This is a genomic window from Janibacter cremeus (assembly GCF_029395675.1).
Taxonomy (GTDB): domain Bacteria; phylum Actinomycetota; class Actinomycetes; order Actinomycetales; family Dermatophilaceae; genus Janibacter; species Janibacter cremeus_A.
Genome location: NZ_CP115184.1, coordinates 1,163,497 through 1,182,538, shown reverse-complemented (window position 1 = coordinate 1,182,538; position 19,042 = coordinate 1,163,497). Strand labels below are relative to the sequence as shown.

General features: G+C 71.7%; 18 protein-coding genes. 16 read left to right on the top strand and 2 right to left on the bottom strand.

What is annotated here, in order from left to right; all coding sequences use genetic code 11:
• Nucleotides 1–42 precede the first annotated feature (42 nt).
• From O9K63_RS05450 to O9K63_RS05440, 3 genes are read left to right on the top strand one after another with little or no spacing between them, the layout of a single operon-like run.
• Nucleotides 43–306, top strand: a complete 264-nt coding sequence (locus O9K63_RS05450; RefSeq protein WP_277241271.1) for a phosphoribosyl-ATP diphosphatase — start codon at nt 43–45, stop codon at nt 304–306.
• Nucleotides 307–316: 10 nt separating this feature from the next.
• Nucleotides 317–1,156: an ATP phosphoribosyltransferase gene (gene hisG / locus O9K63_RS05445; RefSeq protein WP_431190358.1), complete on the top strand. Its 840-nt coding sequence runs from the start codon at nt 317–319 to the stop codon at nt 1,154–1,156.
• Nucleotides 1,144–1,578 (top strand): PH domain-containing protein, encoded by a 435-nt coding sequence (locus tag O9K63_RS05440; protein WP_277241269.1) that lies wholly within the window; start codon nt 1,144–1,146, stop codon nt 1,576–1,578. Before hisG ends, O9K63_RS05440 begins: the two co-directional genes overlap by 13 nt.
• A 19-nt stretch (nt 1,579–1,597) precedes the next feature.
• Here O9K63_RS05440 and O9K63_RS05435 read toward each other — a convergent pair whose 3' ends face one another.
• Nucleotides 1,598–2,140, bottom strand: coding sequence for a hypothetical protein (locus tag O9K63_RS05435; protein ID WP_277241267.1), 543 nt, complete (start codon nt 2,138–2,140; stop codon nt 1,598–1,600).
• A gap of 44 nt (nt 2,141–2,184) precedes the next feature.
• Here O9K63_RS05435 and hisF point away from each other — a divergent pair, with 44 nt between their 5' ends.
• Nucleotides 2,185–2,991: an imidazole glycerol phosphate synthase subunit HisF gene (hisF, locus tag O9K63_RS05430; protein WP_277241265.1), complete on the top strand. Its 807-nt coding sequence runs from the start codon at nt 2,185–2,187 to the stop codon at nt 2,989–2,991.
• Here hisF and O9K63_RS05425 read toward each other — a convergent pair.
• The gene (locus O9K63_RS05425; RefSeq protein WP_277241263.1) at nt 2,988–3,626 is read right to left on the bottom strand and encodes a TIGR03085 family metal-binding protein; all 639 of its coding nucleotides are present in this window, start codon (nt 3,624–3,626) and stop codon (nt 2,988–2,990) included. The genes hisF and O9K63_RS05425 overlap by 4 nt on opposite strands.
• 151 nt (nt 3,627–3,777) lie before the next feature.
• Between O9K63_RS05425 and hisI the strand changes: the two genes are divergently transcribed.
• The 12 genes from hisI (at nt 3,778) to pyk (ending at nt 19,012) form a co-directional block, all read left to right on the top strand.
• Complete coding sequence (gene hisI / locus O9K63_RS05420; RefSeq protein WP_277241261.1) at nt 3,778–4,158, top strand: phosphoribosyl-AMP cyclohydrolase; 381 nt, start codon at nt 3,778–3,780, stop codon at nt 4,156–4,158.
• Nucleotides 4,155–5,729, top strand: coding sequence for an anthranilate synthase component I (locus O9K63_RS05415; RefSeq protein WP_277241259.1), 1,575 nt, complete (start codon nt 4,155–4,157; stop codon nt 5,727–5,729). Before hisI ends, O9K63_RS05415 begins: the two co-directional genes overlap by 4 nt.
• The gene (locus tag O9K63_RS05410) at nt 5,726–6,313 is read left to right on the top strand and encodes a Trp biosynthesis-associated membrane protein (protein WP_277241257.1); all 588 of its coding nucleotides are present in this window, start codon (nt 5,726–5,728) and stop codon (nt 6,311–6,313) included. The genes O9K63_RS05415 and O9K63_RS05410 overlap by 4 nt, the downstream gene beginning before the upstream one ends.
• Nucleotides 6,314–6,322: 9 nt before the next feature.
• Nucleotides 6,323–7,114: an indole-3-glycerol phosphate synthase TrpC gene (gene trpC / locus O9K63_RS05405; RefSeq protein WP_277241256.1), complete on the top strand. Its 792-nt coding sequence runs from the start codon at nt 6,323–6,325 to the stop codon at nt 7,112–7,114.
• Entirely contained in the window at nt 7,111–8,361 is a 1,251-nt protein-coding gene (gene trpB, locus O9K63_RS05400) for a tryptophan synthase subunit beta (RefSeq protein ID WP_277241255.1), read from the top strand. The genes trpC and trpB overlap by 4 nt, the downstream gene beginning before the upstream one ends.
• Nucleotides 8,358–9,164 carry a tryptophan synthase subunit alpha gene (trpA, locus tag O9K63_RS05395; RefSeq protein ID WP_277241254.1) on the top strand — a complete coding sequence of 269 codons (807 nt, stop codon included), beginning with the start codon at nt 8,358–8,360 and terminating at the stop codon, nt 9,162–9,164. The genes trpB and trpA overlap by 4 nt, the downstream gene beginning before the upstream one ends.
• A complete protein-coding gene (locus tag O9K63_RS05390; RefSeq protein WP_277241253.1) occupies nt 9,161–9,643 on the top strand; it encodes a MauE/DoxX family redox-associated membrane protein in 483 nt (160 codons plus the stop codon). Before trpA ends, O9K63_RS05390 begins: the two co-directional genes overlap by 4 nt.
• Nucleotides 9,640–10,428, top strand: a complete 789-nt coding sequence (locus O9K63_RS05385) for a DsbA family protein (protein ID WP_277241251.1) — start codon at nt 9,640–9,642, stop codon at nt 10,426–10,428. The genes O9K63_RS05390 and O9K63_RS05385 overlap by 4 nt, the downstream gene beginning before the upstream one ends.
• Complete coding sequence (gene lgt / locus O9K63_RS05380) at nt 10,425–11,261, top strand: prolipoprotein diacylglyceryl transferase (protein ID WP_277241250.1); 837 nt, start codon at nt 10,425–10,427, stop codon at nt 11,259–11,261. The genes O9K63_RS05385 and lgt overlap by 4 nt, the downstream gene beginning before the upstream one ends.
• 171 nt (nt 11,262–11,432) lie before the next feature.
• Entirely contained in the window at nt 11,433–15,989 is a 4,557-nt protein-coding gene (gene gltB / locus O9K63_RS05375) for a glutamate synthase large subunit (RefSeq protein ID WP_277241248.1), read from the top strand.
• Nucleotides 15,982–17,439 (top strand): glutamate synthase subunit beta, encoded by a 1,458-nt coding sequence (locus O9K63_RS05370; RefSeq protein ID WP_277241246.1) that lies wholly within the window; start codon nt 15,982–15,984, stop codon nt 17,437–17,439. The genes gltB and O9K63_RS05370 overlap by 8 nt, the downstream gene beginning before the upstream one ends.
• A gap of 88 nt (nt 17,440–17,527) precedes the next feature.
• A complete protein-coding gene (pyk, locus tag O9K63_RS05365; RefSeq protein ID WP_277241244.1) occupies nt 17,528–19,012 on the top strand; it encodes a pyruvate kinase in 1,485 nt (494 codons plus the stop codon).
• Nucleotides 19,013–19,042 lie beyond the last annotated feature (30 nt).

The following is a 19,042-nucleotide window of genomic DNA, read 5'->3' as shown; positions in this document are numbered from 1 at the left end:
CGTGGCGTCGGCACCGGCCGGCGCCAACTAGGCTGGCCCGTTGTGAAGACCTTCGAGACCCTCTTCGCCGAACTCACCCAGAAGGCCGCCGAGCGGCCCGAGGGCTCGGGCACCGTCGCCCAGCTCGACGCCGGCACCCACGCGATCGGCAAGAAGATCGTCGAGGAGGCCGCCGAGGTGTGGATGGCCGCGGAGTACGAGAGCAAGGAGGAGCTGGCCGAGGAGATCAGCCAGCTCCTCTACCACCTGCAGGTGCTGATGATCGACGGTGGCCTGACCCCCGACGACGTCTACACCCACCTCTGAGAGGACCGACGTGCGTATCGCCGTGCCCAACAAGGGCTCCCTGTCCGAACCCGCCGTGGAGATGCTCCGCGAGGCGGGCTACCGGGTCCGTCGCGACAGCAAGGAGCTCGTCGTCGCCGACCCCGACAACGACGTCGAGTTCTTCTACCTGCGCCCCCGTGACGTCGCCCTCTACGTCGGCAAGGGGCAGGTCGATGCCGGGATCACCGGGCGTGACCTGCTCCTCGACTCCGGCTCGGCCGCGACCGAGGTCATGGGCCTGGGCTTCGCCGGGTCGACCTTCCGTTTCGCCGGCCGTCCCGGTGAGGCCAGCACCGCGGCCGACCTCGACGGTCGCCGGGTGGCCACCTCCTACGCGGGCCTCGTGCGCGACCACCTCGCGGCGAAGGGGATCTCCACCGAGGTCGTGCGCCTGGACGGAGCGGTCGAGACCGCGATCACCCTCGGGGTCGCCGACGCCATCGCCGACGTCGTCGAGACCGGCACCACCCTGCGGCAGCAGGGACTGGAGGTCTTCGGCGAGCCGATCCTGCGCAGCGAGGCCGTGCTCATCCGGCGGTCCGACGCCAGCGAGGTCGGGATCGACGTGCTGCACCGGCGCATCAAGGGCGTCGTCACGGCCCGGGAGTACGTGCTGCTCGACTACGACTGCCCGGCCGACCTCGTCTCCCGGGCGGTGGAGCTGACTCCCGGGCTGGAGTCGCCGACCGTCAGCACCCTGCACGACGAGACGTGGTGCGCGGTGCGCTCCATGGTCCCGCGCGGGCAGACCAACCGGATCATGGACGAGCTGTACGACCTCGGGGCACGGGCGATCCTCGTCACGGAGATCTCGGCGTGCCGCCTGTGACGGAGATGGACCGTTCGTCCGCGCCGACCTTCCGTCCCGTCCGGGGACGCATCGTGCCCATCGTCATCGGGGTGGCGATCCTCGTCGGGGCCCTCGCGCTGGCCGTCCTCCTGCCCGAGCGCTACGGCCCCATGGACCGGTTCACCAGTGCCGGGATCGGTGTGGCGACCGCTGCCTTCATGCACCGCTACGCCACGATCCACGCCCGGCCGGACGCCGACGGGCTGTGGGTGCGCAACCTCGGGCCCGGGGAGCACGTGCCGTGGGAGGACATCGTCGCGGTGCGCTTCTCGCAGGGCATGCCGTGGGTGCGGCTCGATCTCGCCGACGGCACGGAGATGGCCGTCATGGCCATCCAGCGGGCCGACGGACCGCGCTCCCTCGAGGCCGCGCAGCAGCTGGCCGACCTCGTGGGGCGCTGAGCCCCCTCCGCCCGGCCGGCTACGCACCGGTGTCGAAGAGGAGATGGGCACGCTCACGGGTGCCGTCCCGGCCGAAGAGCGCCGCCTCCTGCCGGGCCCACATGTCCCAGTGCTGCTCGAAGACCTCGCCGTCGCGCTCGATCGCGCGCGCCCGACGCACGGGTGCCGGACCGTCGAGCCAGACGCGGGTGCCCACCAGGGGCGAGGCCGCGCCCACGGTGCTGCCGCAGCCCTCGACCACGAGCCGTCCCCCCACGGCCAGCTCCCGACGGGGGCCGGGCGCGTGGGCGGTCCAGTCCCACGTGGGCACGACCGCACCCCGGCCCTCGGACACGGGGAGGAGGACGTGCTGCACGAGGATGCCGACCGCGTCGGCCAGGCCGTCCCAGCCCGGGTAGATCTCGTCCATCGAGACCAACGGGGCCGACCACCGCGCGGCGACCTGCCGGCCGAGTGAGGTCTTGCCCGATCCGCTGCGCCCGTCGATGCCGATGACGCGCACGGCCCCGCAGGACGGGGGCGCGTCGGCGGCGTGGGCGAGGATCCGGGTCACGGGCTGCATCGGGGCGAAGCGTAGCCCGCGCCGAGGCTGGGTAGGCTGCCAGCGTGTCCCTCGCCGTACGTGTCATCCCCTGCCTCGACGTCGACGCCGGACGGGTCGTCAAGGGCGTCAACTTCGAGAACCTCCGCGATGCCGGCGACCCGGTCGAGCTCGCCCGCCGGTACGGCCGGGAGGGGGCGGACGAGCTGACCTTCCTCGACGTCACCGCCAGCAGCGGCGACCGGTCGACCACCTACGACGTGGTCACCCGCACCGCCGAGGAGGTCTTCATCCCGTTGACCGTCGGCGGAGGCGTGCGCACCGTCGAGGACGTGGACCGTCTGCTGCGCTGCGGCGCGGACAAGGTCGGCGTCAACACCGCCGCGATCGCCCGCCCCGAGCTGATCAGCGAGGTCGCCGACCGGTTCGGCGCCCAGGTGCTCGTCCTCTCCGCAGACGTGCGTCGCCGCCGCGCCGCGGACGGCTCCCTCGGGGAGGGGTTCGAGGTGACGACCCACGGGGGTCGCCGCGGCACGGGGATCGATGCGGTCGAGTGGTGTGCCCGGGCCGCCGAGCTCGGCGCCGGTGAGATCCTCCTGAACTCGATGGACGCGGACGGCACGAAGGCCGGCTTCGACCTCGAGCTGATCGCCGCGGTCCGTCCCGAGGTCACCATCCCGGTGGTCGCCAGCGGGGGAGCGGGGACCGCGGAGCACTTCCCGCCGGCGGTCGACGCCGGAGCCGATGCCGTGCTCGCGGCGAGCATCTTCCACTTCGGCGAGGTGACGATCGGGGCGGTCAAGGACGCCCTGGCCGCCGCGGGCCACCCCGTCCGGCGCGGTGACGCCGGTGACCGGGAGGACAGCGCCTAGAGGCCGTAGTCGGTCGTCCGGACCGTCTCGACGGCCTCCGGTGGGCCGATCAGCTCGACCTCGGCGACGTCCCGCCGGCCGAAGCCGAACAGCAGGATCTCGCCCGGACGCCCGTGGATCTGGACCACCGGTCCGTCACCGGAGCCGATCCGCGTGTGGCGCTTGGCGGTGACGAGCTCGACCCGGACCCCACGCGTGCGGCGGAAGAGCATCCTGCCCATCACCGCGAGCTGGTCCCCCAGGGCCGCGATGTGCTCGGCGCTCAACGAGCGCCGGGGCGCGCCGAGACCTGCCCGCAGGACGTCCTCGTGGTGGACGAAGAACTCCACGAGGTTGACCTTCTCGTCCACCGCGGCGACGCGCGTCGGGTGCCACGCCGGTGGGCCCTGGCGCAGTCGCTCGACGAGCGCCTCGTGGTCGTGCTCGGCCCGCAGGCGGGCCATGGCCTTCTCGGCCCGGCCCGCCAGGGCGGGGACGTAGATGCCCGCGGAGGCATCGGGGCGGCCCTCACGCACGAGGAGGTGGGCGAGCAGGTCTCCGCTGGTCCAGTCACCGCAGAGCGTGGGCGCATCGGGCCCGACCTCGAGGAAGGTGTCGCACAGGGCGGCTCGCTCGATGCTGGCATGGCGGATCATCGGTACTCCGGGGTCGGGAGACAGGTCGTATGACGTCGAAGGGTAACCCCGCCGTCTGGACGGACGGCGCCGCCGGGGCGTCCGTGGCCTATTCGAGACCCGGCTGACATCGCGGTGGGCGGCTCGGCGGCGGCCGGCGCCGGAGTGCAGAATGGCAGGCGTGTCCACCCCTTCCTCGCCCCTGCCCGCCGAGGTCGCGGCGCGCCTGACCCGTGACTCCGCCGGACTCGTCGCGGCCATCATCCAGCAGCACGACACCGGTGAGGTGCTGATGCTCGGATGGATGGACGACGAGGCGCTGCACCGCACACTGACGTCCGGCCGGGTGACCTTCTGGTCCCGCAGCCGCCAGGAGTACTGGCGCAAGGGCGACACCTCGGGCCACACGCAGCACGTCCGATCGGTCGCCCTCGACTGCGACGGTGACGCACTCCTCGTCCGCGTCGACCAGGTCGGCGCTGCCTGCCACACGGGCCGGCGCACCTGCTTCGACGCGGGAGATCTCGGGGCGGACCCGGGAGAGCGGCCATGAGTGCGCCCCGCACCGAGATCCCCGACCTCGCCCCGGGCCGGACCTGGCCCGACCTGGACGCCTTCACCGTCCTCGCCCGTGACCGGCGGGTGGTGCCGGTCGTGCGCCGACTCATCGCCGACGGCGAGACACCGGTCGGCGTCTACCGCAAGCTCGGTGGCGGCGCGCCGGGGACCTTCCTGCTCGAGTCGGCCGAGCACGGTGGGGTGTGGTCGCGCTGGTCGATCGTCGGTGCGCAGAGCCGCGCGACGCTCACCGAGCAGGACGGTCGGGCCCACTGGATCGGCGAGCCGCCCGTCGGGGTCCCGACCGACGGTGATCCGACCGCCGCCCTGCGCGCCACCCTCGAGGCTCTCTCCACCGACCCCGTCGACGGCCTGCCACCCTTCACCAGCGGGATGGTCGGCGCGGTCTCCTACGACGCGGTCCGCCGGTGGGAGAAGGTCCCCAGCGAGCTGCCCGACGTCCTCGGGATCCCGGAGCTCGGTCTGGTGCTTGCCACGGACGTGGCCGTGCTCGACCACAGCGACGGCTCGCTGCTGCTCGTGGCCAACGCGATCAACTACGACGACACCGACCAGCGCGTCGAGGAGGCCTGGCGGGACGCGGTGGCCCGTATCGACGCGATGGCCGAGCGTCTCGCGGAGCCGGCGGAGAGCACCGTCGCGACGGTCGACCACGAGGTGGCGGCGCGTGCCCGCACCGAGGTCGAGAGCGACGTCAGCGTCGAGCGCTTCGAGGAGATCGTCGAGGAGGCCAAGGAGGACATCCGGGCCGGTGAGGTCTTCCAGGTCGTCCTCTCGCAGCGCTTCTCCACCCCGTGCCCCGTCGACGGGCTCGACGTCTACCGGGCGCTGCGGCGCTCCAACCCGAGCCCGTACATGTACTTCGTGCGGCTGCCGCACCCGGACGGGTCCACCTACGACGTCGTCGGCTCCTCGCCCGAGGCGCTGGTGAAGGTGACCGGACGACGGGCGATCACCCATCCGATCGCCGGGACCCGCCCCCGCGGGAAGACGCCCGAGCAGGACCTCCGGCTCGAGGAGGACCTCATCGGCGACCCCAAGGAGCGCTCCGAGCACGTCATGCTCGTCGACCTGGGCCGCAACGACCTGCAGAAGGTGTGCGCCGCGGGCACCGTCGACTGCGTCGAGTTCATGAACCTGCGCCGCTACAGCCACGTGATCCACCTCGAGTCCACCCTCGTCGGCGAGATGGCGAAGGGGGTGTCGGCCTTCGACGTCCTCGTCGCCACCTTCCCCGCCGGGACCCTGTCCGGGGCGCCGAAGCCCCGGGCGCTCCAGCTGATCGAGAAGTACGAGCGCAGTCGACGGGGCGTCTACGGCGGAGTGGTCGGCTACCTCGACTTCCACGGTGACATGGACATGGCGATCGCCATCCGCACCGCCCTGATCAAGGACGGCGTCGCGCACGTGCAGGCCGGCGCCGGGATCGTCGCGGACTCCGTCCCGGTGCTGGAGCAGGAGGAGACGGTGCACAAGGCCGGCTCGGCCCTGGCCGCGGTCGCCGCCGCCCGTGCGATGCGTCCCGTCCGCAGGTCGACCCGATGAGCATGCTGACGCGCAAGCCCGTCGTGGTGCTGCTCGCGATCGCCGCCGGGATCATCATGCTGGCGGCTGGGCGGGCCGTGTGGATCACCGGGACCGTCGACGGTGTCGCCGGTCCCGCGCAGGCCACGGCGGTCGGAACCGACGCCGCTCCGGGGCTGGCCGGGCTGGCGCTGGTCGCGATGGCGGCCGCCGTCGCCGCGGCGACCTCCGGGCGGATCGCCCGGTGGGTCAGCATCCTGGCCATGGTCGGGGTCGGGGCCGGGGTCATCGCCCTCTCGGTGCGGGCCGTCCTCAGCGCGCCGGAGGTGCTCGGGACCGTCGCGGCCGAGGGCTCGGGCACGACGGGCACCCTCGAGGCGACCGGATCGGCCAACGTCTGGCCGTGGGTCGCCGTCGTCGGCGCGGTGCTGCTCCTCGTCGCCGCGGGCGGTGCTGTCCGCGGCGGTGGCCGGTGGGGCGCACTCGGGGGGAAGTACGAGCGTTCGACCGGTGACGGCACCACGGAGGTCGGCGGCGCGCGCGGCGAGCGCGTCGACTCCGACTGGGACCGGGTCACGCGCGGGGACGACCCGAGCGTCGACTAGCCTTGGGGCATGCCCACTGTCCTCGACCAGATCATCGACGGTGTCCGTGAGGACCTGGCCGGGCGCGAGGCCCGGGTCCCGCTCGAGCAGCTCCGGCGACAGTGCGACGGCATGCCGGCGCCACGCGACGCGGCCGCCCTGCTGCGGCGTCCGGGGCTGTCCGTGATCGCCGAGGTGAAGCGCAGGAGCCCCAGCAAGGGCGACCTGTCGCAGATCGCCGACCCGGCGGCCCTCGCGCGTGCCTATGCCGAGGGCGGTGCCACCGCCATCTCCGTGCTGACCGAGGAGCGTCGTTTCTCCGGCTCCCTGGACGACCTCACCGCCGTCCGCGAGGCGGTCGACGTGCCCGTGCTGCGCAAGGACTTCATGGTCGGCGAGTACCAGCTCTGGGAGGCCCGGGCCCGGGGCGCCGACATCGTCCTGCTCATCGTCGCGGCCCTGGACGACGCGCAGCTGGCCTCGTTGATGGCCCTGGCCGGCCAGCTCGGCATGACCTGCCTGGTCGAGGTCCACGACGAGGCGGAGACGGCCCGGGCGGTCGACCTCGGGGCCACCGTGATCGGGATCAACAACCGCAACCTCAAGACCCTCGAGGTCGACACCGACACCTTCGCCCGGCTGGTCCCGCTCGTCCCCGAGACGTGCGTGCGCGTCGCCGAGTCCGGGGTGCAGGGCCCCGAGGAGGCGCGGCTCTTCGCCCGCGCCGGAGCCGATGCCATCCTCGTCGGCGAGGCACTCGTCGTCGGGGGAGACCCCGCGGCCGGGGTGCGCAGCATGATCGATGCGGGAGTGACGCGATGACCGACGAGCAGCAACCCACCACCGACGGCCCCGGGCCGAGCGCGCCGGAGGTGCCGGGGCGATTCGGTGCCTTCGGGGGCCGCTACGTGCCCGAGGCACTCATCCCGGCCCTCGAGGAGCTGGACGAGGCGCGCCGGAAGGCCATGGTCGACCCAGACTTCGTCGACGAGCTCGCCCGGCTGCACCGCACGTACACGGGTCGACCGAGCATCATCACCGAGGTGCCCCGGTTCGCGGAGCACGCCGGAGGTGCGCGGGTCATCCTCAAGCGCGAGGACCTCAACCACACCGGCAGCCACAAGATCAACAACGTCCTCGGCCAGGCCCTGCTGACCAAGCGCATGGGCAAGCGGCGGGTCATCGCCGAGACGGGAGCCGGCCAGCACGGTGTCGCGACCGCGACGGCCGCGGCACTGATGGGCCTGGAGTGCACCGTCTACATGGGTCGCGTCGACACCGAGCGCCAGGCACTCAACGTCGCCCGCATGCGTGTCCTCGGGGCCACCGTGGTGCCGGTCGAGCACGGCAGCGCGACGCTCAAGGACGCGATCAACGAGGCCATGCGCGACTGGGTGACCAATGTCGAGCACACCCACTATGTCCTGGGCACGGTCACCGGGCCCCACCCCTTCCCGGAGATGGTGCGTGACCTCCACAAGATCATCGGCGAGGAGGCCCGTGAGCAGGTGCTCGAGCTGACCGGTCGTCTCCCCGACGCCGTCATCGCCTGCGTCGGCGGTGGGTCCAACGCCATGGGCATCTTCCACCGCTTCGTCAGCGACGAGGCCGTGCGCCTCATCGGTGTCGAGGCCGGCGGTGAGGGCATCGAGTCCGGCCGGCACGCCGCGCGCTTCGCGACCGCCGAGCCCGGCGTCCTCCACGGGGCGATGAGCTACCTCATGCAGGACGCGGAGGGGCAGACCCTCGAGACGCACTCGGTCTCCGCCGGTCTGGACTACCCGAGCGTCGGTCCGGAGCACTCCCACCTGCGCGACTCCGGCCGGGCGGAGTACCGCTATGCCACGGACGAGCAGGTGATGCACGCCTTCGAGCTGCTCTGTCGCACCGAGGGCATCATCCCGGCGCTCGAGTCGGCGCACGCCCTGTCGGCGACGCTGGACATCGGCCGCGAGCTCGGTCCCGACGCCCTGCTGCTCGTCAACCTCTCCGGCCGTGGGGACAAGGACATGCACACCGTCGCCGAGTGGTTCGGTCTCGTCGACGGCGACGCAGGAGCGGAGGCATGAGCGCGGCCGCAGGCCTGGCCGACGTCTTCACCCGGTGCCGCGAGGAGGGCCGCGCCGCCCTCATCGGCTACCTGCCCGTCGGCTACCCGAGCGTCGAGGGCTCGATCGACGCGGTGCGCACCCTGGCCGAGGCCGGCGCCGACATCATCGAGGTCGGCATGCCCTACAGCGACCCCGTCATGGACGGTCCCGTCATCCAGCGTGCCGCCACCGAGGCCCTGGCGAAGGGGGTCCACGTCGACGACGTCTTCCGGGCCGTCTCGGCGGCCCGGGAGGCCGGAGCCGTGCCGGTGGTCATGTCCTACTGGAACCTCGTGCTGCGTCGGGGCGTCGACCGCTATGCCGCCGACCTCGCAGCCGCCGGGGGCGCGGGCATCATCACCCCGGACCTCATCCCGGAGGAGGCGGGCGAGTGGCGCGCGGCCAGCGAGCGGCACGGGCTCGACCGCATCTTCCTCGTCGCGCCGAGCTCGACCACCGAGCGCATCGCCGTGGTCACCGAGGCCACGACCGGGTTCGTCTACACCGCCTCCACGATGGGTGTCACCGGAGCCCGGGGCAGCGTCGGCGGGACGGCGGCCGAGCTCGTCGCGCGCGTGCGCTCGACCACGGACCTGCCGCTGTGCGTCGGCCTCGGGGTCAGCACCGGCGCCCAGGCCGCGGAGGTGGCCGCCTTCGCCGACGGGGTCATCGTCGGGTCCGCCCTCGTGAGCACCATGCTCGACCGCGACCCCGAGGAGGGGCTGGCCGCGCTGCGCGACCTCACCCGTGAGCTGACGGAAGGCGTGCGGGGACGGGCATGACCCGAGCGCATGTCCTGGACCACGTCGGGCTGGTGGCCCGACTCCTCCTCGGCGGCGTCCTCCTCGTCGCGGGTGGGCTGAAGGTCGGCAACCCGCTCGGGTCCGCCCGCGCGGTCCAGGGATACGACGTCATGCCCTTCGAGGTGGCCGAGTACATCGGCTACGCGCTGCCCTGGGTGGAGGTCGTCATCGGGGTGCTCCTCGTCCTCGGCCTCTTCACCCGGACCAGTGCCCTCCTGGGGGCGCTGCTCATGGCGGCCTTCGTCATCGGCATCACCCAGGCGTGGGTCCGCGGCCTGACCATCGACTGCGGTTGCTTCGGCGGCGGTGGCCAGGTGGACGCCGGCGAGACGGAGTACGGGCAGGAGATCGCCCGCGACCTCGGTCTCGCCCTCTGCGGGGTGTGGCTGCTCGTGCGAGCCCGCACCGCCTACAGTCTCGACCGATTCCTCTTCGGAGACGCGAAGGAGCGCACGTGAGCAACCAGGACCGCAAGGCCAAGGCGCAGGCCGCCGCCGGGAGCACGGGCAGGGGCGCCAATGCCGTGGTCATCGGCGGCGTCGTCGTCATCGTGGCGATCGTCCTCGTCGTCGGCGCAGTCGTCGTCAACTCCGTCCGCGACAGCGGCGGGGCGAGCGAGCTGCCGCAGGGTGTCGCCGCGGGTGAGCCCCTCGAGCCCTACGCCGACGCGAACCCACCGAAGGACGCCCCGGTCGTCGACGTCTACGAGGACTTCCGCTGCCCGGCGTGCAAGGTGTACGAGGAGTACCTCGGTGGGACCGTGACCGAGCTGGCCCAGGACGGCAGGATCCGGCTGCGCATCCACCTCAAGACCGTCATCGACAGCGTGACGGGTGGCGAGTCGTCGGCCGTCGCGGGCTCGAGCGCCGTCTGCGCCCTGGACCAGGGCGCGTGGACCGGGTACCACGAGGCGCTCTTCGCCCTGCAGCCCGAGAGCGAGGACCGCAGCGGCTTCGCGGAGGAGACCTACACGCAGGCCGCCGAGCGGGCCGGGCTCAGCGGAGATGCCCTCGACGAGTGGCAGCAGTGCACCGACGACGGGACCTACGTGGACTACGTCCAGGGCGTCGACGACGCGACGACCGAGGAGGGCATCCGGGCGACGCCGACCGTCGTGGTCGACGGGACGCAGTTCAACTGGAGCAGCGTGATCGACCAGCAGAGCGGTGAGGTCGACACCGAGACCCTGAAGCAGGTCCTCACCAGCGGGGACGTGCCCGAGGACATGGTGGCGACCCAGTGACCCGTCCGGGGACACTCCCTTCGCCCACCACGGCCGCGATCGAGCTCGGCCCGCTGACCATCCACGCCTACGCCCTCTGCATCCTCGCCGGGATCGCGGTGGCGATCTGGATGGGGGACCGGCGCCTGCGCGACCGCGGCGCGGAGGAGGGGGTGGTCCTCGACGTGGCCGTGTGGGCCGTCCCCTTCGGCATCATCGGTGGTCGGCTGTACCACGTCATCACCACGCCCCAGCCGTACTTCGGGGAGGGCGGCACCCCGCTCGACGCACTGAAGATCTGGCAGGGCGGGCTCGGCATCTGGGGCGCGGTCGCCCTCGGCGCCGTCGGCGCCTGGATCGGACTGCGCTCGACCGGTGTCCGCTTCCTCGATTTCACCGACGCCGTCGCTCCGGGCGTGCTCATCGCCCAGGGGATCGGCCGCTGGGGCAACTGGTTCAACAACGAGATCTACGGCGAGCCCACCGACCTGCCGTGGGGCCTGGAGGTCCACCGTTTCGACGCGGCCGCGGGCCGGGCGGTGGTCGACGCCGCGGGGGACCCGATCGTGCTCGGCACCTTCCATCCGACCTTCCTCTACGAGTCGCTCTTCCTCTTCGCGCTGGCGATCGTCCTGCTCGTCGTGGACCGTCGGGCCGCCCTCGCCCGCGGGCAGGTCTTCGCCCTCTACGTCGCCGGGTACCCCGCTGGTCGGCTCTTCATCGAGATGATGCGCACGGACGAGGCGAACACCATCCTCGGACTCCGTGTGAATATCTGGGTCAGTGTGATCGTCTTCACGCTCGGGGTGGCGATGTTCCGGATTTTCGGGAAGCGTGAGCGCCCTCGCGTGTGAAATCTCACTAGGTGGGATTGTGCCTCTCAATAGGCAAGACTGGTCGCTGGTACTCTTCTCCGCACCGCGGCCACTGCTGTCTGCGGATCCCATCAAGCAGGCATCCGCACCGTCATCCCAGATCGACGGGAGCCTGCCCGCCCCGATTTCACCCGAGGACGGTGACCCGACGTGACCTCTGTGTCCTTCTCCCCCTATGAGCGCTGGTCGGCCCTGCCGCCCGACACGGGTCTCTACCGTCGCGACACCGAGCGTGACGCCTGCGGCGTCGCCATGGTGGCCACCATGCGCGGCAGCGCCGGCCACGACATCGTCGACCACGCACTGCTGGCCCTGACCAATCTCGAGCACCGTGGCGCGACCGGCGCCGATCCGCTCGTCGGTGACGGCGCGGGCATCCTCACCCAGGTCCCGGACCGGTTCCTGCGCGAGGTCGTCGACTTCGACCTGCCCGAGCCCGGGCACTACGCGGTCGGCACGGCGTACGTGCCGACGGATGCCGCCGAGCGCGAGGCGATGGTCCGCCGGATCGAGGCCGTCGTCACCGAGGAGGGCCTGCAGGTCCTCGGCTGGCGGCAGGTCCCGGTCAACCGGGAGATCGTCGGCCAGATGGCCCGCGACTGCATGCCGGACTTCCACCAGCTCTTCGTCGCCGCACCCGGCGGTGAGGTCTCCGGGCTCACCCTGGAGCGACTGGCCTTCGTCACCCGCAAGCGGGCCGAGCGGGAGACGGGCGTCTACTTCGCCTCGCTGTCCGCGCGGACGCTCGTCTACAAGGGGATGCTGACGACCGCGCAGCTCGAGCCCTTCTACCCGGACCTGTCGGACGAGCGGTTCGAGAGCGAGCTGGGTCTGGTCCACTCGCGCTTCTCGACCAACACCTTCCCGAGCTGGCCGCTCAGCCACCCCTTCCGCTTCATCGCCCACAACGGTGAGATCAACACCGTCAAGGGCAACCGCAACTGGATGCGGGCCCGCGAGTCCCTGCTGAGCAGCGACATCGTCCCCGGCGACCTGCAGCGGATCATGCCGATCTGTGCGCCGGAGGCGTCCGACTCGGCCTCCTTCGACGAGGTCCTGGAGCTGCTCCACCTCGGTGGCCGCTCGCTCCCGCACGCGGTGCTGATGATGATCCCCGAGGCGTGGGAGAACCACGCGACCATGGACCCCGCGCTGCGCGACTTCTACGAGTTCCACTCCATGTTCATGGAGCCCTGGGACGGTCCGGCGTGCGTGACGTTCACCGACGGCCGCCTGGTCGGGGCGGTCCTGGACCGCAACGGTCTGCGGCCCGGGCGGTACGAGGTGACCGACGACGGTCTCGTCGTCCTCGCCTCCGAGGTCGGCGTCCTCGACCTCGACCCGGAGCACGTGGTCGCCAAGGGCCGCCTGAAGCCCGGCCGGATGTTCCTCGTGGACACCGCCGAGGGCCGGATCGTCGAGGACGAGGAGATCAAGGGGCAGCTCGCGGCCGAGCACCCGTACGGCGCGTGGCTCGACGAGGGCCGGATCATGCTGGGAGACCTCCCCCCGCGGGAGCACATCACCCACACCCCGGCGTCCGTGGCGCGACGCCAGCAGACCTTCGGGTACACCCAGGAGGAGCTGCAGATCCTGCTGACGCCGATGGCCGCCAAGGGCGTCGAGGCGCTCGGGTCCATGGGGACCGACAGCCCCGTCGCGGTCCTGTCGGAGAAGCCGCGCCTGCTCTTCGACTACTTCACCCAGATGTTCGCCCAGGTGACCAACCCTCCGCTGGACTCGATCCGGGAGGAACTGGTCACCGCGCTCGGGACCGCCATCGGGCCGGAGGGCAACGTCCTCGAGGCCGACCCGAGGCACGCCCGGCAGGTCGTGCTCCCCTTCCCGGTCATCGACAACGACGAGCTGGCGAAGATCGTGCACTTCGACCACGAGGGTGCGGGAACGGCAACCCACGTCGTGCGTGGCCTCTACGACGTCACCGGGGGCGAGGAAGCGCTGCGGGCACGGCTCGACACGATCTGCACCGAGGTCTCCGAGGCCATCGCCGAGGGCGCGCGCTTCATCGTGCTCTCCGACCGCGACTCCGGCCGTGACCGGGCGCCGATCCCCTCGCTGCTGCTCACCTCGGCCGTGCACCACCACCTGATCCGGGAGCGCACCCGCACCCAGGTCGGCCTCATCCTCGAGGCCGGCGACGTCCGTGAGGTCCACCACGTCGCACTGCTCATCGGGTACGGCGCCGCCGCGGTCAACCCGTACCTGGCCATGGAGTCGGTCGAGGACATGGTCCGTCGGGGGATCATCACCGAGGTCGACGAGGAGACCGCGGTCGTCAACCTCATCAAGGCGCTCGGCAAGGGTGTGCTGAAGGTGATGTCCAAGATGGGCATCTCCACGGTGGCCTCCTACCGCGGCGCCCAGGTCTTCGAGGCCCTCGGTCTGGGACAGGAGCTCATCGACGAGTACTTCACCGGGACGGTCAGCCAGCTCGGGGGTGTCGGGCTCGGCGTCCTCGCCGAGGAGGTCGCCGCTCGACACGCGACCGCGTACCCGACCGAGGGCGTGCGGCTGCCGCACCGCAAGCTCGAGGTGGGTGGCGAGTACAAGTGGCGCCGCGAGGGCGAGCCGCACCTGTTCGACCCGGACACCGTCTTCCGTCTCCAGCACTCCACGCGTGCGCGTCGCTACGACATCTTCAAGCAGTACACGTCCCGGGTGGACGAGCAGTCCGAGCGGCTGATGACGTTGCGTGGGCTCTTCTCGCTCGCCGACGGCCAGGAGCGGGCCCCGATCAGCATCGACGAGGTCGAGCCGGCCAGCGCGATCATCAAGCGCTTCTCCACCGGTGCCATGAGCTACGGCTCGATCAGCAAGGAGGCGCACGAGACGCTCGCCGTCGCGATGAACCGGCTCGGCGGGCGCTCCAACACGGGGGAGGGCGGCGAGGACCTCGACCGGCTCATGGACCCCGAGCGCCGCAGCTCGATCAAGCAGGTGGCCTCGGGCCGGTTCGGGGTCACCTCGACCTACCTCACCCACAGCGATGACATCCAGATCAAGATGGCCCAGGGCGCCAAGCCGGGCGAAGGGGGTCAGCTGCCCGGGTCGAAGGTGTACCCGTGGGTGGCGCGCACGCGGCACTCGACGGCCGGAGTCGGCCTGATCAGCCCGCCGCCGCACCACGACATCTACTCGATCGAGGACCTGGCCCAGCTGATCCACGACCTGAAGAACGCGAACCCGCAGGCGCGGGTGCACGTGAAGCTCGTCAGCGAGGTCGGCGTGGGCACGGTGGCGGCCGGTGTCAGCAAGGCGCACGCGGACGTCGTGCTCATCTCCGGGCACGACGGCGGAACCGGGGCCTCTCCGCTGACCTCGCTCAAGCACGCCGGCGGACCGTGGGAGCTCGGGCTGGCCGCCACCCAGCAGACGTTGGTGCTCAACGGTCTCCGCGACCGCATCTCCGTCCAGGTGGACGGCCAGATCAAGACAGGTCGGGATGTCCTCATCGGTGCCCTGCTGGGTGCGGAGGAGTTCGGTTTCGCCACCGCCCCCCTCGTGGTCAGCGGCTGCGTCCTCATGCGGGTGTGCCACCTGGACACCTGTCCGGTGGGGATCGCCACGCAGAACCCGGAGCTGCGCGCGCGCTACACGGGTCAGCCCGAGTTCGTCGAGACCTTCTTCGAGTACATCGCGGAGGAGGTGCGTGAGCTGCTCGCCGAGCTCGGCTTCCGTACCCTGGACGAGGCCGTCGGCCGGGTCGACCTGCTCGACACCCGCAGGGCCGTGGACCACTGGAAGGCCTCGGGGCTCGACCTGGCGCCGATCTTCGCCCAGGTCAGCTCCTTCGACGGGTCCGGGGTGCGGGTGACGCGTGCCCAGGAGCATGGTCTCGATGTCGCCCTCGACCACCGGCTCATCGAGCTGGCCGCTCCGGCGCTCGAAGAGGGGACCCCGGTGACGGCCGAGGTGCCGGTCCGCAACGTCAACCGCACGCTGGGCACCATGCTCGGTCACGAGGTGACCAAGCGGAACCCGGAGGGCCTGCCCGACGGGACGATCGACCTGACCCTCACCGGGTCGGCCGGTCAGAGCCTGGGCGCCTTCCTGCCGGCCGGCATCACCCTGCGGATGGTCGGCGACGCCAACGACTACGTCGGCAAGGGCCTCTCGGGTGGCCGCATCGTCGTCCGGCCGCCGGAGGGCGCGCGGTACGTGGCCGAGGAGAACGTCATCGCCGGCAACGTCATCGGGTACGGGGCGACCTCCGGTCAGCTCTTCCTGCGTGGCATGGTCGGCGAGCGCTTCTGCGTGCGCAACTCCGGTGCCCAAGCCGTCGTCGAGGGCGTCGGCGACCACGGGTGCGAGTACATGACCGGTGGCACCGTCCTCGTGCTCGGGCCGACCGGCCGCAACTTCGGGGCCGGGATGTCCGGTGGCAACGCCTTCGTCCTCGACCTCGACGAGTCACTCGTCAACCGCGAGCTCGTCGACGTCGTCCCCCTTCGCCCGGCGGACCGGGAGGTGGTCCTCGAGCTGCTCACCCAGCACCTCGAGCACACCGGCTCGGCCGTCGCGGCGGCACTGCTGGACGACCCGGAGGCCGGTCTCGACCGGATCTCGCTCGTCCTGCCCCGCGACTACCAGCGCGTCCTCGACGTGCGGGCCGACGCCGAGGCGGAGGGCCTCGACATCGAAGGCGCGCTCGTCTGGGACCGGATCATGGAGGCTTCCCGTGGCTGACCCGCACGGCTTTCTCACCACCCGCGAGCGCGAGCTGCCCGCGCGGCGACCCGTCGACGTCCGCATCAAGGACTGGAAGGAGGTCTACGAGGAGCAGCAGGCCGGCGAGCTGCAACGCCAGGCCGGGCGCTGCATGGACTGCGGCATCCCGTTCTGCCACTCGGGCTGCCCGCTGGGCAACCTCATCCCGGAGTGGAACGACCTCGCGTGGCGCGGTCACTGGCACGACGCCATCGAGCGCCTGCACGCGACGAACAACTTCCCGGAGTTCACCGGCCGGCTGTGCCCGGCGCCCTGCGAGACCGCCTGCGTGCTCGGCATCAACCAGCCGGCCGTGACGATCAAGCAGGTCGAGGTGACGACCATCGAGGAGGCCTTCGGCCGCGGTGACGTCCCGCCTCAGATCCCGGACCGCCTCACCGGCAAGACCGTGGCCGTGGTCGGCTCCGGCCCGGCCGGTCTGGCCGCCGCGCAGCAGCTCACCCGCGCCGGTCACACGGTCGCCGTGTACGAGCGGGCGGACGCCCCAGGTGGGCTCCTGCGCTACGGGATCCCGGAGTTCAAGATGGAGAAGCGGATCGTCGACCGCCGGATCCAGCAGATGAAGGCCGAGGGCACCCGCTTCCGCTCCGGGATCGATGTGGGCGGCGAGCTGACCGGTCAGCAGCTGCGTGACCGCTACGACGCCGTCGTGCTCGCCACCGGCTCGACCGTCCCGAGGGACCTGCCCGTCCCCGGTCGTGACCTCGACGGGGTCGTCCAGGCGATGGACTTCCTGCCCCCGGCCAACCGGGTGGCCCTCGGCGAGGAGGTCGAGGGGCAGGTCACGGCGGAGGACAAGGACGTCATCATCATCGGCGGTGGCGACACCGGCGCCGACTGCCTCGGTACCTCGATCCGTCAGGGTGCCCGTTCGGTCACCAGCCTGGAGATCATGCCCCAGCCGGGTCCGGAGCGGCCGGCTGACCAGCCCTGGCCGACCTACCCGATGCTCTTCCGGGTCGCCTCGGCCCACGAGGAGGGAGGCGACCGGGTCTACGCGGTGTCGACGACGGAGATCCTCGACGACGGCGAGGGCCGGGTCGGTGGCCTGCGCCTGACCGAGGTCACGCGCACCGCGTCCGGCTTCGAGCCGGTGCCGGGGACCGAGCGGGTCCTGCCCGCGCAGCTGGTGCTCCTCGCCATGGGCTTCGTCGGCCCGGAGCCGGACGGCATCGTCGCCCAGCTGGGCCTGTCGACCGACGAGCGCTCGAACATCGTGCGGGGCCGCGACTACCAGACCGACGTCCCGGGCGTCTTCGTCGCCGGGGACGCCGGCCGGGGGCAGTCGCTCATCGTCTGGGCCATCGCCGAGGGCCGTGCCGCAGCCCACGGCGTGGACACCTTCCTCATGGGCAGCTCCCAGCTGCCCCGCCCGGTCAACCCGACGGATCGGCCGCTCACGGCCTGACCCGGTCCGGGGACGAAGGGGGCGCGCCCGCCGGTCGCGCCCCCTTCGTCCATCCACCGGTGGCCCGGCGTCGGCATAGGGTGGAGACATGCGACGCGCCAAGATCGTCTCCACCCTCGGCCCTTCGACCTCCACCCCCGAGAGCATCCACGAGCTCGTGACTGCCGGCGTCGACGTGGCGCGGTTCAACCTCTCCCACGGTGACTACCCGGTCCACGAGGCCAACTACCGCAGCGTGCGCGCCGCGAGCGACGCCGTCGGTCGCGCCGTCGGAGTGCTCGTCGACCTGCAGGGCCCCAAGATCCGCATCGGCAGGTTCGCCGACGGGCCGATCCGGCTCGACGAGGGGGACCACTTCACGATCACCACCCGTGACGTCGAGGGTGACCAGGAGGTCGTCGGCACGACCCACTCGGGTCTCGCCGACGACGTCAGCGTCGGCGACCGGATCCTCGTCGACGACGGCAAGATCATGCTGACCGTCGAGGAGGTCGACGCGACCGACGTGCGCTGCGTCGTCGTGTACGGCGGGCCGCTCTCGGACAACAAGGGCATCAACCTCCCCGGCGCCGCCGTCAGCGCACCCGCCATGTCCGAGAAGGACGAGCAGGACCTGCGCTGGGCGCTGGGCCTGCGCGCCGACTACGTCGCCCTCAGCTTCGTCCGCTCGCCGCGGGACATCGACCGTGTGCACGAGATCATGGACGAGGCCGGGGTGCGGCTGCCGGTCATCGCCAAGATCGAGAAGCCCCAGGCCGTCGACGCACTCGAGGAGATCATCGACGCCTTCGACGGCATCATGGTCGCTCGCGGCGACCTCGGTGTGGAGATGCCCCTCGAGGAGGTGCCGCTCGTGCAGAAGCGGGCCGTCGAGCTGAGCCGCCAGCGGGCCAAGCCGGTGATCGTGGCCACCCAGGTGCTCGAGTCGATGATCGACAACTCCCGGCCGACCCGGGCCGAGGCCTCGGACGCGGCCAATGCGGTCCTCGACGGCGCCGACGCGCTGATGCTCTCGGGGGAGACGGCCGTCGGCAAGTTCCCCACCGAGGTGGTGCGGACGATGTCCCGGATCATCGCCGCCACCGAGAGGGAAGGGCTCGGTCGCATGCGCGACCTGATGGCCCCGCCCACCTCCCAGGGCGGCGTCGTCACGGCTGCGGCAGCAGAGGTGGGGCAGGCCCTCGGGGTGAAGTACCTCATCGCCTTCACCCAGCTCGGCGGGAGCGCCCGTCGCCTCGCCCAGGTGCGCTCCGGCCTGCCGATGCTCGCCTTCTCGCCGGTGCAGGACACCCGGTCCCAGCTGTCCCTGGTCTGGGGGATCCAGACCTTCCTGACCACACCGGTCACCCACACCGACCAGTACGCCCTGCAGGTCGACGAGCACCTCCTCGGTGTGGACTGGTGCCAGGAGGGGGATCTGGTCGTCATCGTCGCCGGATCGCCCCCCGGCGTGCCCGGGTCGACCAATGCCCTGCGGGTCCACCGCATCGGCGACGCCCGCAACAAGACGGCGGTGGCCTACCAGGAGGACGCCACCTCGGTGGACGGTGCACTGCCCGGTGGGATGGGCTGACACCGGCACCGTCTCCTCGGGTCGGTATGC

Coding starts and splice junctions, on each gene's coding strand:
- trpB (WP_277241255.1), top strand. CDS start 7,111: ATGACCGACGAGCAGCAACCCACCACCGACGGCCCCGGGCCGAGCGCG.
- O9K63_RS05435 (WP_277241267.1), bottom strand. CDS start 2,140: ATGCAGCCCGTGACCCGGATCCTCGCCCACGCCGCCGACGCGCCCCCG.
- trpA (WP_277241254.1), top strand. CDS start 8,358: ATGAGCGCGGCCGCAGGCCTGGCCGACGTCTTCACCCGGTGCCGCGAG.
- O9K63_RS05425 (WP_277241263.1), bottom strand. CDS start 3,626: ATGATCCGCCATGCCAGCATCGAGCGAGCCGCCCTGTGCGACACCTTC.
- trpC (WP_277241256.1), top strand. CDS start 6,323: ATGCCCACTGTCCTCGACCAGATCATCGACGGTGTCCGTGAGGACCTG.
- O9K63_RS05390 (WP_277241253.1), top strand. CDS start 9,161: ATGACCCGAGCGCATGTCCTGGACCACGTCGGGCTGGTGGCCCGACTC.
- pyk (WP_277241244.1), top strand. CDS start 17,528: ATGCGACGCGCCAAGATCGTCTCCACCCTCGGCCCTTCGACCTCCACC.
- hisI (WP_277241261.1), top strand. CDS start 3,778: ATGGCAGGCGTGTCCACCCCTTCCTCGCCCCTGCCCGCCGAGGTCGCG.
- O9K63_RS05410 (WP_277241257.1), top strand. CDS start 5,726: ATGAGCATGCTGACGCGCAAGCCCGTCGTGGTGCTGCTCGCGATCGCC.
- O9K63_RS05415 (WP_277241259.1), top strand. CDS start 4,155: ATGAGTGCGCCCCGCACCGAGATCCCCGACCTCGCCCCGGGCCGGACC.